This is a genomic window from Tindallia californiensis, from assembly GCF_900107405.1.
Lineage (GTDB): Bacteria > Bacillota > Clostridia > Peptostreptococcales > Tindalliaceae > Tindallia > Tindallia californiensis.
On sequence record NZ_FNPV01000004.1, the window covers coordinates 226,486 to 240,405 of the forward strand.

Sequence of the window (13,920 nt, forward strand, 5' to 3'; positions counted from 1 at the left end):
GCCGGATACAGTGGAATCAGAAATAGAAGAGGAACCAGCGTCAGAAATAGAAGCAGAGCCGATACTGGAAGAAGAGGAAGAAGTAACGGAAGAAACAAGTGAAGAGGAAGAAGTAACGGAAGAAATAAAAGAAGAAAAAGATGAAGAAGCAATATTAGAAAAAACAAATGAAGAAGAAGCCATAGAAGAAGGCGAGAAGGATGTTTACCAGAAACTGCCGGAACGGTTATCGGAAACAATGGCGGATATATTACTGTTAGATGGTATGATTGCAGAGGAAGAAGGCGATCTAGATGGTGCCGCCATGTCGTTAAGGATGGTATGCCTGAAAGCTGAAGAGCCATATCAGCGGATGATGGCATATAGTCAGCTGAAAATTCTGTATAACAATAGTGGATATTATAACAAACTATTAGAAATATCCTATGAATTAATTCAGCAAAACCAGATAGAGGAGTATGAAGAAGGGATTCGAAATCAAATTTCCTTCCTGGAGAGTATGCTAGAAGATAAAGATGAAGTGTAAGATAGCGATCAAGGGAAAGAGATAGAGATACCGAATGAGTGGATGACAACAACATAGACATTCGATTAAAAAATTCAGAACAGGAGTGAATAAGAATGAAGAAAAGTAAAGAAATTGTCAGTTCCCCTGTGATTAGCATTCAAGAAGGGCAAGAAGTGGGTATTGTAAAAGAGCTGATTGTCAATGCAGAAAAAAAAGGTGTAGAGTTCTTGTTGGTTGAAAAAAGTGAAGGCGTACGCGAAGGCGAAATTATGGCCATTCCTTTTCGGGAAACCGTTGGAGTGGGAGATTATGCTGTAACCATTGAATCTCAGAGTGCACTTATGGATTTAAGTAAGATGAATATTGCTGGAAACTTATTAGATAAAAAAGTTGAAATAATTGATGAAAAAGTGATTACTAAAAAAGGAAAACTTTTAGGGAAAATTGTGGAGTATACCATTGATGCCGAAAGTGGAAGCATTCCATTGATCCATCTTGTTTCAGAGGAAAATAATGGAGAAGAAAAAGATATTCCGCTGGAGGAAATCATTAGTATTGGTCAGCAGCTGGTTATTGTAACAGAAGAATCCATCAAATATGTAGAAAGCAAGCAGGAAGCCGTACAAGAAGCCCAAGCATCAATAGAGAAAAAAGAGGTGCCGGTAGAGTCGATAATGCCTTTTGAATCGACTTCTGAAAATGAAGTGGAAGTATCGGATGAAGAACAGGAAAGCCAAAATACTGGTAGCTCAGTTGAAATGTTCATTAACAAGCAAAAACAATACTTACTGGGTAAAGAACTTAAAAGAGATCTTAAAGATATAGAGGGGAATCTGTTGGCTGAGGAAGGTACGGTTATATCAGAGGAGCTCTTTGAACAGGTTCAGGAAATGGGCCGACAAAAGGTAATAGAGCTGACCATGCTGACAGAATAATGAAAAAAGATTAATGTGGAGGAGGCCTTTCATGAAGCCTAACCATACTTCTATACGTATTCGTTCAGCATTTGGCTTGTTGCTGGTCTTTTCACTGCAAGTTATATTGGCTTCTTTGCTTTCTTTTCCACCATATAAAAACGAGTTGCCAACAGGTACTAAGGTGAACGGAAAGTCAGCATCAGGGTTGACGGGGCAACAAGTTATTTTAATGCTAAACGAAGCACTCCCGGAAGTAATAGAAGTTGAATTTATTGTCGAAGGAAAAACGTGGAGAATGATTGAAATCCCGATGGAAGAAATAGAGGCGGGTTATGATCAAAAAGAAATCTTAGAGGACATTCAGCGGTTGTTGAATCCACATTGGAAAGACCGCTGGATTCAACAACTGAGTGGCGGAATTAGATCTTCGGTCATCACATATCCAATAAAATATAATGAGGAATTATTGGAAGAGTGGAGTGACGATCTTGAAAGAAAGTTATTAGTAGAATCGATAGATGCTGATTTGAAAGTGATTGATGGAGAAGTTATTATTTCAGCTCATAGAAAAGGATATCAGGTCAAATCAAGTGATGTTAAGGAAAAAATGAAAGAATCTTTGCATCATAAAGATTTTGATGATGTCCAGGTAGCAGTACATATTCTGAATCCCGAAGTGACAACAGAATCTTTAGGGAATTTTGATCAACTTTTGGCTATTTATGAAACAAGTTTGGGAAGTAATCAGAAACGGAATACCAACATAAAATTGGGAGCAGAGAAAATTAATGGGCTGCGTTTGGAGCCAGAAGAAGTGTTTTCATTCAATGAAACCGTGGGAAAGGTATCGGCAGAAGATGGTTATCAACCAGCTCCAGTTATTCAAAATGGTAGATTGGTACAAGGGCTTGGTGGTGGCATATGCCAGGTTAGTAGCACTTTGTATCAAGCGACTCTTTACAGCGGTATGGAAATAGTGGAAAGACGAAACCACAGCCTTCCGGTTGGATATGTGCCTCTTGGAATGGATGCTACGATTGCTTATGGAATTCAAGATTTTTCCTTTCGGAACCCACATTCTTTCCCGGTGGTAATGGGAGCTTGGGTTGCTAAAGAAGAGCTACATATAGCTATCTGGGGAGATCGTGACTACGAAAAAGAAAATATACGGATCGAAACCAGAAACCGGCAGGTAATAAGTCCTTCGGTTAACGTTATAAAAGATCCTTTGTTGGAAAAAGGCGTAGAGGTTGTTCGACAAAAGGGACAAAATGGCTATCGGATTTCGGTATATCGAATTACTGGAGATCGAGAAAATAATATGAAAGAAGAACTGATTTCCAGAGATTATTATCGACCTGTAGCGAGGACTGTTTTAGTGGGAACAGGCGAAGATTTGGAAGAAAGGAAAAGTGAGTAATTTACTCATTATCTTGAAAATACAGGTGCTGTTTATTTGCATCGATCGAACATATCGTGTATAATGCTATAAAAAACTAAGGAGTTGGTTTTTTGTACTTGGAAGAAGCTTCGAAACTACCTAAAACAGTGATTGAAAATCTGGATGGAGATATTGGCAACTTGAAAGTTTATCTTGTTCAGGACTATAATGTCAATCTTCTAAAAAGAATGGTCAATTTCGGGCTAGATATTTTTGGGGATCTGGGAATGGATGAGTGGGGACTTGTTCCACAGATTCGGCACGGTAATGTTTTTGTATTAAGAGAAGAAACAAAGAAAAAAATTATAGGGATAGCTATTTTAATGAGAGATTGGGAAGATCTACAGAAATGTTACCTTTTTGATTATGCGATTTCGGATGAATTGCAGGGACAAGGACTCGGTTATCACTTTTTAGTGGCTATTATCCGAAATTTAGAAACACAAGGCTTCACTAAAATGGGTTTAACAGTGGATATTGACAATGCTCCGGCAATACGACTCTACAAAGATAAGATTGGGTTTGAGACTGTTGGCGAAAATGAAGATGAATATGGTAAAGGCCATCACCGTTATATTATGAACTTGCATTTCGATAAACTAAACGCACCAAAAAAATGAATGAAAAAAACCTTCCAATAACGGAAGGTTTTTTTAGATAAAAAGGAGCCGAGCTTAATGAAAATAAATGAGATATTGATTCACCATGGGAATGATATGAAAGAAATGGCAAAGTGCCTATTAAAGCATTCGGAGGTAGAAAAGGAGATAGAAAAAAATTCCCATGTGGGCATTAAACCGAATCTGGTAGAAGCGAAGCCAGCTTCTACTGGTGCGACAACGCATGTAGAATTAGTGGAAGCTGTCATTGATTTCCTTAAAGAAATAGGTATACAAAAGATTACCATTATGGAAGGATCCTGGGTAGGAGATTCTACAGAAGATGCTTTTCATGTGTGCGGATATAAAAAATTAGCAAAAGAAAAAAGAGTAGAACTACTTGATTTGAAAAAAGATACATATATAACTAAGAAAAGCTATGAAGGAGATTTAAAAGTTTGTGAGGCTCCCTTGAAGGTAGATTATTTAATTAATATGCCAGTAATGAAGGGTCATTGTCAGACAGGAATAACCTGTGCTCTTAAAAACATGAAAGGCTGTATTCCTGACTTTGAAAAAAGACGCTATCATCAGATGGGATTGCATGGACCTATTGCGGCTGTAAATACAATTGTTAAACCGGATCTGATTCTGGTAGATGCGATTAATGGTGATTTAACCTATGAAGGAGGGGGGACACCGGTGCCTATGGATCGAATCTTCTTGGCAAAAGATCCGGTGCTAATAGATGCTTGGGCAGCTAAAACGATGGGCTGGAATCTTGAAGAAATACCCTACATTCAGATAGCTGAAAAGTTAGGCGTTGGTTCCAGCAATATTCATGATGCCATTATTTGGGAGATTGGAAAAGCAACTAGGAAAATAAATCCTAGGACACTTCGTGGAGAAGCAAAAGATTATGGAGAATTTGTAGACGAAGGAAATGCTTGTTCAGCTTGCTATGCCACATTACTGTATGCACTGAAGCGGTTGGATGAAGAAGGGAAGCTAGTAACCATTGTAGAAAATTTGAAAATTGGGCAGGTATATAAAGGGCTTTCCTTTCCTGGGATGGGGGTAGGTGATTGTACTTCCGGGTGCGATAAAAACCTTCCTGGATGTCCGCCAGAAGCTGGTGCAATTTTAGAATTTTTAAGAAAAGAATCTGCAAAAGGAAAATAAAGTGATGCCTTTTTGTTGAATATAAACTAAGGATTTAATAGATAGATAGAATATAATGTAATAATGAAAAACCCTTGACGAATCATAAGGAAATTGTTATGATTTATTCATAAGAAAAACATTATGAAAGAAATGGGAGGGAAATTAATGGATATTAAAATTTTAGGAACTGGATGCAAAAAATGCGAAACCTTAGAAATGAACACAAGACAAGCTGTGGAAGCATTAGGTATTCAAGCTGAAATTGAAAAAGTAAAAGATTTTAAGGAAATAGCTTCTTATGGCGTACTAAAAACTCCGGGGTTAGTGGTTGATGGAAAAGCATTAATTTCAGGAAAAGTACCATCGGCAGATGAAATTAAGAAATTATTGGGCAACTAATTAAGAAGAGCATTGGAGGGTTAAGGCGTGAGTGAAAGAAAAAAATTACTGGGAATCGTAACGGTTTTTTTAACTGTCTACTTGATGCCCATAAATAGTCCGGTGCTTCAAGGTGCAATTCTGGAAGCTTTTGCTCTGTTAAATTATTATGCAAGAGAGCATGTAATCCTGTGTCTTATCCCTGCTTTTTTCATCGCTGGTGCCATGAGTGTGTTTGTATCTCAAGATTCAGTGATAAAGTATTTTGGTTCTAAGGCGAAAAAATGGGTTTCTTATTCCGTTGCTTCTGTATCGGGAGTTATACTGGCTGTTTGTTCCTGTACGGTACTGCCTTTATTTGCAGGTATCTATATGAAAGGGGCCGGGTTAGGTCCAGCGATAGCTTTCTTATATTCTGGACCAGCGATCAATGTGCTGGCCATTACTATTACAGCTCGTGTGTTAGGCGCAGAACTGGGTGCTGCCAGAACGATTGGTGCTGTTCTATTTAGTGTAGTAGTAGGCATACTCATGCAATTGATTTTTCGCAAAGAAGAAGCTGAAAGAAATAACGGAGATGAAAGCTTTTTATTGGAAGAAGATGCAGAAGATAGGCCACTATGGAAAACCATATCCTTCTTTGGGTCTATGATTGGTTTTTTAGTATTTGCTAATTGGGCGGAACCGACGGAAGCAGATAGTTTTTGGGGATTGATGTATCAGATTAAATGGATCATGTCTGTCATTTTTTTCATATTAGTTCTGTACATGAGCTTTAGGTGGTTTGACAGAGATCAGCGAAAAGAATGGATAGATGAAACATGGGGTTTTGCGCAAAAGATTTTACCACTACTATTTGCCGGGATTCTTGTTGCTGGAATTCTTCTGGGAAGACCGGGAGAATCAGGTCTTATACCAGAAGAATGGGTTGCTGGACTGGTAGGTGGAAATTCTTTTGGAGCTAACCTCTTTGCTTCTGTAGCGGGAGCGTTTATGTATTTTGCTACTCTGACAGAAGTGCCTATTCTGGAAGGGCTTATCGGAGCAGGGATGGGGTCTGGTCCATCTTTAGCACTTTTGTTGGCGGGACCTGCCTTATCATTACCGAATATGCTGGTCATCAGAAGTATTATTGGAACCAAAAAAACCATGGTCTTTGTTGGCTTGGTGATGGTGATGGCAACGATTAGTGGAATGGTTTATGGAAATATTTTTTAATCTAACAATTTCTTTAAGAAAAAAGCCAGAGGAGGTAAAAAAATGCGAATGTTAGCAGAGTTTTTTCCTGAATTTACAGAAAAACTGGATGAAATTGATGAGCTATATAAAGAAAAACGAAAGATTGATGAGAAGACCTATCAGTTTATTTGCTTTGCACTATCAATAAAAGCAAGATCTAAGCCTTGCGTATTAAAACATTTTAAGGAAGCTTTAGAAGCGGGTGCAACTGTAGAAGAGCTATCCTATATTTTTGCGTTGGTCATGAGAGAAGCTGCAGGGGCTGATGATTGTTGGACTCATGATGTGTTAGGTGACTGGAAAGAAATTATTGCCGGTAACGTGAAATGTGATTGTGAAAAATAAAAACTCCTTTCGAGGAGTTTTTATTTTTTTGCAGGAGTTGCAGGAGTTGGTGTAGATATTTTTCCTTGGCTCTTACAAATAGAAATAGCTGGGTCCTGGGAAACTGCTTCTATCCGCTTAATTTCCATCTCGAATTCAGGCAGTTCTTCGAGAGGTTTTGCCAAAAAATTCTGAAAGGTATGCCATAATGTGTCGAAGTTTTGTTGGTTCAAAGAGTAGATGGTCCGCTGTCCTTCTTTGTGTGCATGTAGTAAGTCGGCTTGTTTCAGTATTCTTAAGTGCTGAGAAATTCTAGGCTGACTGATTTGCAGGATAGACTCTAGTTCGCAGACGTACATTGGTTTAATGGAAAGCAGTTTTACAATTCGGATTCGTGTATTTTCACCTAACGCTTTAAACAGGGTAGCAAAATACAGGGTGATCACCTCCGAGGAATTTTAAAAGAAAGATCAGTCTCATTATAACATATATCTATGGAAGAATCCTGTTTATGAATAGATAAAGCCCGCTTATAGAAAGCGGGCTGAAGGATCTTATTTGAAGAACAATTATTCAACTGTAATATCCATGGTGTTTTCCCAAACACCATGGATATTACAGTAACTCATGGCGTAAAGGGTACCAGTTTTTGGCAGTTTAACCTGTGTTGCTCCGACATAATCAGTGGTTGTATCTAACTCTCCGTGGGCATCAAAAGTAAAGTTTGTCAGTTCTACCGGGAACTTATCTCCTTCCCCATGGAAAAACACCTTGAACCACTTAATATGATGCTCCAATGTATTTGGATGGCCAATGGCATCACCAACGGTTATTCTCAGCTCAAAGGCTTCGCCGCTTTCCACTTTTTCTGGTGCATGGATTACGGGAACGTGTTTTTCGCCTTTCCAGTCTCCTGACTGAAGAAATTTTCCAAAACTTTTCATGATGAATCCTCCTTTGAAAATTTAGGTTATAGAGTAGGTAATATCACTATGATTTATAACCATTTTTCAAAACATTAAACAAGGGGATGACTTTTGAGAAAGAAATCAATTGAAAACCTATGCTTTCCCTCATGCCCTTGTGAAAATTTGGTGGATGTTATTTGGTCGATGTTAGATGTTAATAGAAGGAGTAAAAAAAGAAAGTCAATTTTTATTGTGAGTTTAAGATAGGTAGAACGGGGTAGATATATCTTGTGTGGTTAGGAAGACCTTTACTAAAAAAACAATATGACACTACTAAATAAGGAGGCGAATGGTATGTCAAACTATCATGAACCAATGGAATTACTAGACGAAAAAGCCAGAAACATTTCAAGGGCACTAAACAGTCTTAAAGAAGAGGTGGAAGCAGTAGACTGGTACAATCAACGGGTAGCAGCAACCAAAGATCCGGAATTAAAAGAAATATTAGCACATAATCGAGATGAGGAAATTGAGCATGCGTGCATGACGCTTGAATGGCTTCGGAGAAATATGGATGCTTGGGATGAAGAGTTAAGAACTTATCTGTTTACAGAGAAAAATATATTGGAAGCAGAAGAAACTACTGAAGAGGCTGATTCGATGGCCAAAGGTGGTTTGAGTATAGGGGACTTAAAGTAATAAGGGATAATGACAAAAATATTTTTAGATGGAAATAAGGAACATATGTGAAAAGGAGGACAAAAATGGATATCTTAAAACGTGATTTAGCTCCATTAACCCAAGAAGCTTGGGATGAAATTGATGAAACAGCAGTGGATGTCTTAAAAACCCACCTGTCTGCCAGGAGGGTAGTGAAGGTGCAAGGGCCAAAAGGCTGGGATTATACCGTTATTCCAGAGGGAAGGCTATCAATATTGGAGAAAGAAGATAACCGTGTTCATAGCGGACAGTATGAAGTAAAGCCGCTGGTGGAAACAAGAATTTCTTTTAAGCTGGATCGTTGGGAAATGGATAACATTACCCGAGGTGCTAGAGACATTAAGCTAGATGCTTTGGAAGAAGCAATGGAGAAAATTGCTATTTTTGAAGAGGATGCTATCTATAACGGGTATGAAAAAGGTGGCATTAAAGGATTAGTAGAAAGTTCGGGCCAGGACACCATTTCTTTTGGTAATAAAGGCGAAGAAATATTAGAAGCAATATCCGTAGCCGTATTAAAAATGAAAGAGGCCTATGAAGATGGTCCGTTTACTTTAGTGGTAGGTGAAGAGGGCTGGAAGCGGGTCAATAAAGGCATGGAAGGCTATCCACTTATCAAGCGGATTGAAAAGCTTATTGGAGGATCAGTCATTTATAGTTCCGTATTAGACGGGGCTTTGTTATTACCTCAGGATCATGATGATTTGGAAATGCTTGTAGGTGGAGATTTTTCTATTGGTTATGAGAGTCATGATGCTCACTCGGTAACGCTATTTGCCGCTGAATCCTTTACTTTTAGAGTTCTGGATCCGGATATTATTATATCCTTTTCTATGTAAAAAAGAAAATGACTAGTGATGATAAAGATTAAGGAAAAGACCAGTTACAAATGACACTTTGTAACTGGTCTTTTTACCATCATTATGATATAAAAAAGTATAAAGAAGTACTTTCGTAACAAGTTCTGCTTATATATCAAAGCAGGGAGGGGTGGATATTGTAATGATAAAGGTGTTAGTGGCTATTTCTTTAACCCTTTTGATGATTTTGGTAGTGTTTTTGTATTATCGATCCTTTATGAAAGAATACCCTGAAATACAGGAACAGGAGGAGCGTGGTTAAGGTGTTGCAAAACTATACGGAGACTTTAGTGAGAGAGGTATTAGGAGAATATAAAAGTAAGGAAAGTGTTTGCGAGTGTGAAAAATGCGAAAATGATATCGTTGCAATGGTACTTAATAATATGCCACCCAAATACTTTCTTTCAGATGCATCGGAAGGTGAAAAAATATCTTACGTTTTGAATAAAAAACTTCGATTTGATGCTTTGATTCAGCTAACAGAAGCTGTTAAACTTGCTTGTGATAAAAACCACTCATAAAAACGAGGTGATGACCTTTGCAGATAATAGAGACAGGACGTATCTATCGGCATACATCAGAAGAAATAATTGAAAAGTCATACAAAATGATTTTGCTACAGCAAGGTTCAGAACAGGAAATATTTGATTTGCAAACAATTGTTTATGAAGCTCAGGATGATCCGCAAAAGTTTGTGCCAGATCCTATCGAGTCCTTTCGAGATGTTATGCTGGTGGAAGGGAAAGGTTTCTCCATTGGAGTATTTGTTGAAGAAGAGCTTGTTGCTGTAAGAACTGTGAGTTTTCCGGGAGATGGAACTGACAACCTAGGTAGAGAAATTGGCCTTACTTCTAAAGAAGCGCTTGAAAAAACGGCAATCTTGGAAGCTACAATGGTTCGACCGGATTACCGTGGGAACGCTCTGCAAAAAAGGATGTTAGTTCCAACCATGGAGCTTATTAAAAATCATCGTTGTTGCTATGTGCTATGCACCATATCACCCTTCAATTACCCTAGTTTGAGCAGTGTGATGCACGCAGGGTTGTACATACGAAACTTAAGGATGCGTACAGGTGTATATGGAGGGAAACTTCGTTTTTTACTGGCAGAAAATATCTGTCGTGATAAAAAAATGATATGGAAAGATAGCGTAGCAATAAAGAATACAGAGATTAAAAAACAGCAGCTTTTGATGGAAAAAGGCTATATGGGTTATCATCTAGTGGAAATACCAGAGGAGCCGGATCAGTTTATGATTTACTATGGAAAGTCAGAAGTTTCGTTTTGAGATGTTTCTTTGAAACCAGCTTCCACCAAGTTTTTATAATAATTGTTTCGGGATAATAGTTGATAATGATTTCCACAATCAGCAATAGATCCATCTCGGAGCAGGAAGATCTTATCCATTTCTTGCAGCGTGCGAAGGCGATGAGCAATTATCAGCACGGTGCGATTTTTGAAAACATTTGTCATGGATTGATACAATTGGTTTTCCAAAAGAACATCCATGCTGGAAGTTGCTTCGTCTAAAATAAGGATATCTGGATTTTTTAGCAAAGCTCTTGAAAAAGCAATAAGTTGACGCTGACCACCGGAAAGACCAACACCCCTTTCACCCAACACTGTTTCATATTGTAGAGGCAAGCTCATGATCATGTCATGAGCTTGTGCTTTTTTTGCAGCTTGTTGCACCTCTTCGAAAGAAGCCTGTGGACTACCTTGCAAAATGTTTTTGTGGATGGTATCGGCAAATAAAAATATGTTTTGAGGAATAACCGCCACCATTTTTCGAAAAATAGAATCGGAAATTTCCTGAATGGGGCATTCATCAAAAGAAATATAACCACTAGTAGGCTGATCGAGTTTGGTCAGTAAACGTACCAAGGTTGATTTTCCGGAACCACTGTCTCCGACAATGCCGACGCGTTCTCCCTTTCCTATTTCCATAGAAAGATTTTTAAGAACCATCTTTGAATCATAGTAAAAACACAAACGATGGAATAGAATGCGGTGTTGAAAAAAACAAGGTGTATCCCTTGGCTGTTTTACATGGCTTTCCAGCAGCATCACATCAACAATTCTGTTGAGAGAAACCAAAGCTGATAAGTAAGTATAATACACATCGCTAAAGTTTTTTAAAGGAAGGTAAAACTTTCGGATGTAAGCCAAAAAAGCTGCAAAAATACCAATACTAATAGAACCGGCAATAACCTCTAAGCCACCATGCCAGACTAAAAGAGCATTTCCGACACCTGTTGTTAAGGACATTAACGGGAAAAGCAATGCCAAAAACATCATTGCCTTTAACTTCGCCTTGAAATTTCCAAGGCTGACCTGCTCAAATTCAGCTTCGCTTTTTTCCTGAATGCCTAAAGATTGAATCGCACGGATACCGCTTACATTTTCTTCCACTTGGGCACTTAAGTCTGCCATTTTTTCTCGTACATTCGTAAATGCTTCTCGGATGTGACGCCCTAAAAAAGACATTAGCAGTAAAATAATAGGAACACTAGCCAGCAAAAGCAGTGCTAACTGTGGTTGCATTTGGTACATGATAACCGTAATGCCAATGATTGTTAACACATCGCTCATTAAGCCGATAATACCTTCTGTTATGACAGAGGACAACGCTGAAACATCGTTCATCAACAAGGAAGTAAGAGTGCCTTTTTTCTGTTTTTCGTGAAAACTGATTGGGAGTTCGAGGAGTTTTTTATGGAGAGCTTCCCTAATCTCAAAAACAGTTTTGTGACCAGAAGATTGACTCCAAACACGTTGTTGATAAGCGAAGTACCAGGAGGAAGCATATAAAAGAAAAAATAGAATAATCCAAGGCGTCATTCCTGATGGATGGCCGCTTAAAATATAATCATCAATAATCTTTTGTATCAGGTAAGGTGGGAAAAGAAATGCAATGGTATAAAGTATGGTGAAAAATGCAGCAAGAAATAAGTCTTTTCGATTTTTTTGAATAATGGGGAAGATGAATTGCCAGTTTTCTTTTCGAAAATACTTTTGTTGGAATTTTTTATTTCGTTGATCAGGGTATTTACCGATAAAACCTCCGCGCATTTGGATCCCCCTTTCTTTAGCAAAATTAAGATGAAGTACCTTTCATATTCAGGGATACGAACTTTCTATAGTCATCGCTATTTTTCATAAGCTCTTGATGAGTTCCGGAAGCAAGTAAATGGCCCTTCTGCAAATAAAGCACCCGGGTAGCGTTTTGGATGGTGGAAAGACGGTGGGCAATTGTAATAGTAGTTCGATCTTGCATAAGCACAGCAATAGTATCCATAATTGCCGAATCGGTAATACTATCAATATTAGAAGTGGGTTCATCGAGAATCAATACTTCTGGTTTTTTTAGCAATACTCTGGCTAAAGCTAACCGTTGAGCCTGACCACCGGAAAGGAACACTCCTCTTTCGCCGATCTGGCTTTTATAACCAGAGGGCAAGGACTGAATAAAAGAATCCAGTTGTGCTTCCTTGGCAGCTTGCTGTACTTCTTGAAAAGTAGCTGTTGGTGAACCTAAGCGCAGGTTGTCTTCAATGCTTCCGTTAAATAAAAAAGGATCTTGCATCACAAAACCTATTTTTGTCCGTAAGCTGCTAAGGGAATAATGAGAAATAGGAATATCGTCGATGAATAGGGTGCCCTTTGTAGGCTGATAGAATCGCATCAGCAAGTGGACTAAGGTCGTTTTGCCAGCACCGGAAGGGCCTATCAAAGCGATAGATTCGCCAGGAAAAATTTGTAGATTGATATCAGATAAAACCAGTTGATCCTTGTAAGCAAACGAAATATGGTTAAGGACTATGGATTGTTGAATGGTTTTGAAATTTCGGGCATTCGGAATATCGGTTAGTGAATCCTTTTGATTGAGAAGGTCGAAGATTCTGCTGGCGGCCGCGTCACTCTGGCTAAACAAATTGAGAAGAAATCCGGTTTGGCGGATGGGGCGACGCAACATATTGATGTAAGCCAAAAAAGCGACGAGAGTTCCGGTACTGATCTGACCCATGGAGGCTAACCAACCTCCCATTAACAATACAATACCTGTAAAAAAGCCAATCAAAGTTTCGGCATAAGGCATCCAAAAGGCACTGATCTTGTTGGCTGCTAAGGTATGGTTAAGCACTTTTTCGTTTTCCTCTGTAAACTGGCTATGCTGATAGCCTTCATTTCCAAAACTTTTAATAACCTCAATTCCCGATAGATTTTCCTGAGCCTGAGAAGATAAGATGCCAGTATGTTTTCGTATCTTTTGAAAAGCAGGACGGACTCTACGGGCATAAACAAACATGGCGTGGGTCATAGGAGGGATCAAAAATAAAAAAAGGATGCCCATTAGATAATTCCAATAAAGCAAGGTAATGAAGATCCAAATGAGAATCAGCGCATTTGTGAACACTTTCAGCAAGCCAAAGCTGATAAAGCGGTTTAAAGTGTCCGCATCTGAAACAATTCGTGACATTAAGTCTCCTGTCCTGGTTTTATCATAAAAAGAAAAAGACAGCTGGTTTATATGATGGAAAACTTGGTTTCTTATGGAGTAAATGATCTTTTGGCCGATGTACTCACTGAATACTTGCTGAATAAAACTTAGAATACCTTCTGTAAGGGATACCAAAAGAATTCCAAAAGCAAGCCAAGGCAACCAATTGGCATTGCCACTGGGCAGCACTTCGTCAATAGCGTATTGCATTATCCAGGGAGGTACGGTGGTTAAAAATGAAATGATCATCAAAAGAAAAAAGATAATCATTAACGGCCAACGGTAAGGCTTAAGAAAGGGTAGCAGTTTCATAGAAAACTTCTCCTGACTAAAAATAAAATAGGGATGATGATTATTGATT

Annotated in this window: 16 protein-coding genes; 12 read left to right on the plus strand and 4 right to left on the minus strand. The window is 38.5% G+C overall.

Annotated features, from left to right (window positions below):
- The 8 genes from BLV55_RS07000 to BLV55_RS07035 form a co-directional block, all read left to right on the plus strand.
- On the plus strand, positions 1-526 hold a 526-nt coding region (locus tag BLV55_RS07000; protein WP_176968314.1), incomplete at its 5' end, for a hypothetical protein.
- A 95-nt stretch (positions 527-621) separates the two neighbouring features.
- Positions 622-1,443 carry a PRC-barrel domain-containing protein gene (locus BLV55_RS07005; protein WP_093312768.1) on the plus strand — a complete coding sequence of 274 codons (822 nt, stop codon included), beginning with the start codon at positions 622-624 and terminating at the stop codon, positions 1,441-1,443.
- Between the two features lie 31 nt (positions 1,444-1,474).
- Positions 1,475-2,845 carry a VanW family protein gene (locus BLV55_RS07010; protein WP_176968315.1) on the plus strand — a complete coding sequence of 457 codons (1,371 nt, stop codon included), beginning with the start codon at positions 1,475-1,477 and terminating at the stop codon, positions 2,843-2,845.
- A gap of 92 nt (positions 2,846-2,937) precedes the next feature.
- Complete coding sequence (locus tag BLV55_RS07015) at positions 2,938-3,486, plus strand: GNAT family N-acetyltransferase (protein ID WP_093312772.1); 549 nt, start codon at positions 2,938-2,940, stop codon at positions 3,484-3,486.
- A 57-nt stretch (positions 3,487-3,543) separates the two neighbouring features.
- A complete protein-coding gene (locus BLV55_RS07020) occupies positions 3,544-4,647 on the plus strand; it encodes a DUF362 domain-containing protein (RefSeq protein ID WP_093312774.1) in 1,104 nt (367 codons plus the stop codon).
- A gap of 147 nt (positions 4,648-4,794) precedes the next feature.
- Positions 4,795-5,028, plus strand: a complete 234-nt coding sequence (locus BLV55_RS07025) for a thioredoxin family protein (protein ID WP_093312775.1) — start codon at positions 4,795-4,797, stop codon at positions 5,026-5,028.
- A gap of 27 nt (positions 5,029-5,055) precedes the next feature.
- Complete coding sequence (locus BLV55_RS07030) at positions 5,056-6,225, plus strand: permease (protein ID WP_093312777.1); 1,170 nt, start codon at positions 5,056-5,058, stop codon at positions 6,223-6,225.
- A gap of 42 nt (positions 6,226-6,267) precedes the next feature.
- On the plus strand, positions 6,268-6,591 hold the full coding sequence (locus tag BLV55_RS07035) for a carboxymuconolactone decarboxylase family protein (protein WP_093312779.1): 324 nt from the start codon (positions 6,268-6,270) through the stop codon (positions 6,589-6,591).
- A gap of 20 nt (positions 6,592-6,611) precedes the next feature.
- Here BLV55_RS07035 and BLV55_RS14960 read toward each other — a convergent pair whose 3' ends face one another.
- Together BLV55_RS14960 and BLV55_RS07045 are read right to left on the minus strand one after the other, a co-directional pair.
- Positions 6,612-7,016, minus strand: a complete 405-nt coding sequence (locus BLV55_RS14960; RefSeq protein ID WP_242870063.1) for an ArsR/SmtB family transcription factor — start codon at positions 7,014-7,016, stop codon at positions 6,612-6,614.
- Positions 7,017-7,139: 123 nt separating this feature from the next.
- On the minus strand, positions 7,140-7,514 hold the full coding sequence (locus BLV55_RS07045; protein WP_093312781.1) for a class II SORL domain-containing protein: 375 nt from the start codon (positions 7,512-7,514) through the stop codon (positions 7,140-7,142).
- 318 nt (positions 7,515-7,832) lie between these two features.
- Between BLV55_RS07045 and BLV55_RS07050 the strand changes: the two genes are divergently transcribed.
- The 4 genes from BLV55_RS07050 to BLV55_RS07065 all read left to right on the plus strand — a co-directional run bounded on the left by BLV55_RS07050 (position 7,833) and on the right by BLV55_RS07065 (position 10,346).
- Complete coding sequence (locus BLV55_RS07050; RefSeq protein ID WP_093312783.1) at positions 7,833-8,177, plus strand: encapsulin-associated ferritin-like protein; 345 nt, start codon at positions 7,833-7,835, stop codon at positions 8,175-8,177.
- Between the two features lie 65 nt (positions 8,178-8,242).
- Entirely contained in the window at positions 8,243-9,037 is a 795-nt protein-coding gene (locus BLV55_RS07055) for a family 1 encapsulin nanocompartment shell protein (protein ID WP_093312785.1), read from the plus strand.
- A 284-nt stretch (positions 9,038-9,321) separates the two neighbouring features.
- The gene (locus BLV55_RS07060; RefSeq protein WP_176968316.1) at positions 9,322-9,579 is read left to right on the plus strand and encodes a late competence development ComFB family protein; all 258 of its coding nucleotides are present in this window, start codon (positions 9,322-9,324) and stop codon (positions 9,577-9,579) included.
- A 17-nt stretch (positions 9,580-9,596) separates the two neighbouring features.
- A complete protein-coding gene (locus BLV55_RS07065; protein WP_093312788.1) occupies positions 9,597-10,346 on the plus strand; it encodes a hypothetical protein in 750 nt (249 codons plus the stop codon).
- On the opposite strand, the gene BLV55_RS07070 is transcribed toward BLV55_RS07065, so the two are convergent.
- Together BLV55_RS07070 and BLV55_RS07075 are read right to left on the minus strand one after the other, a co-directional pair.
- Positions 10,319-12,130, minus strand: coding sequence for an ABC transporter ATP-binding protein (locus BLV55_RS07070; protein WP_093312790.1), 1,812 nt, complete (start codon positions 12,128-12,130; stop codon positions 10,319-10,321). The two genes, BLV55_RS07065 and BLV55_RS07070, sit on opposite strands and share 28 nt — an antisense overlap.
- A gap of 25 nt (positions 12,131-12,155) precedes the next feature.
- Complete coding sequence (locus BLV55_RS07075; protein ID WP_093312792.1) at positions 12,156-13,871, minus strand: ABC transporter ATP-binding protein; 1,716 nt, start codon at positions 13,869-13,871, stop codon at positions 12,156-12,158.
- Positions 13,872-13,920: the final 49 nt, after the last annotated feature.

Coding starts and splice junctions, on each gene's coding strand:
- BLV55_RS07005 (WP_093312768.1), top strand. CDS start 622: ATGAAGAAAAGTAAAGAAATTGTCAGTTCCCCTGTGATTAGCATTCAA.
- BLV55_RS07020 (WP_093312774.1), top strand. CDS start 3,544: ATGAAAATAAATGAGATATTGATTCACCATGGGAATGATATGAAAGAA.
- BLV55_RS07075 (WP_093312792.1), bottom strand. CDS start 13,871: ATGAAACTGCTACCCTTTCTTAAGCCTTACCGTTGGCCGTTAATGATT.
- BLV55_RS07035 (WP_093312779.1), top strand. CDS start 6,268: ATGCGAATGTTAGCAGAGTTTTTTCCTGAATTTACAGAAAAACTGGAT.
- BLV55_RS07045 (WP_093312781.1), bottom strand. CDS start 7,514: ATGAAAAGTTTTGGAAAATTTCTTCAGTCAGGAGACTGGAAAGGCGAA.
- BLV55_RS07025 (WP_093312775.1), top strand. CDS start 4,795: ATGGATATTAAAATTTTAGGAACTGGATGCAAAAAATGCGAAACCTTA.
- BLV55_RS07070 (WP_093312790.1), bottom strand. CDS start 12,130: ATGCGCGGAGGTTTTATCGGTAAATACCCTGATCAACGAAATAAAAAA.
- BLV55_RS07050 (WP_093312783.1), top strand. CDS start 7,833: ATGTCAAACTATCATGAACCAATGGAATTACTAGACGAAAAAGCCAGA.
- BLV55_RS07010 (WP_176968315.1), top strand. CDS start 1,475: ATGAAGCCTAACCATACTTCTATACGTATTCGTTCAGCATTTGGCTTG.
- BLV55_RS07055 (WP_093312785.1), top strand. CDS start 8,243: ATGGATATCTTAAAACGTGATTTAGCTCCATTAACCCAAGAAGCTTGG.